1 protein-coding gene and 1 pseudogene are annotated in these 423 nt (G+C 68.3%); both read left to right on the forward strand.

Annotation, left to right across the window (positions count from 1 at the left end):
* Positions 1-291, forward strand: a 291-nt coding sequence (locus B9S61_RS10580; RefSeq protein ID WP_146064780.1) for an FHA domain-containing protein, incomplete at its 5' end; no start/stop codon positions are given.
* Between the two features lie 10 nt (positions 292-301).
* A pseudogene (locus B9S61_RS10585) lies at positions 302-423 on the forward strand (FHA domain-containing protein); the annotation flags it as partial.

Genomic DNA, 423 nt, shown 5'->3' on the forward strand with positions numbered 1-423 from the left:
CCCGGCGGACGCACCCGCTACTGGGTCGAGATCAACGGCGCCCGCCACCAGATCTCCCGCGCCACCCTGGTGATGGGCCGCAGCACCGAGGCGGACGTGCGGATCGACGACCCCGGCGTCTCCCGCCGGCACTGCGAGATCCGTACCGGAACGCCCTCGGTGATCCAGGATCTCGGATCCACCAACGGCATCGTGGTGGACGGACAGCACACCACCCGCGCTACGCTCCGCGACGGCTCGCGAATCGTCGTGGGCAGCACCACCGTTATCTATAGGCAAGCCGAAGGGTGAAGCGGGGGCAATGTCAGAGCTGACCCTGACGGTCATGCGGCTGGGGTTCCTGGCCGTACTGTGGCTGTTCGTGATCGTGGCCGTGCAGGTCATCCGGAGCGACCTGTTCGGGACCCGGGTGACCCAGCGCGG

Source organism: Streptomyces sp. SM1 (genome assembly GCF_002910825.1).
Taxonomy (GTDB): domain Bacteria; phylum Actinomycetota; class Actinomycetes; order Streptomycetales; family Streptomycetaceae; genus Streptomyces; species Streptomyces okerensis.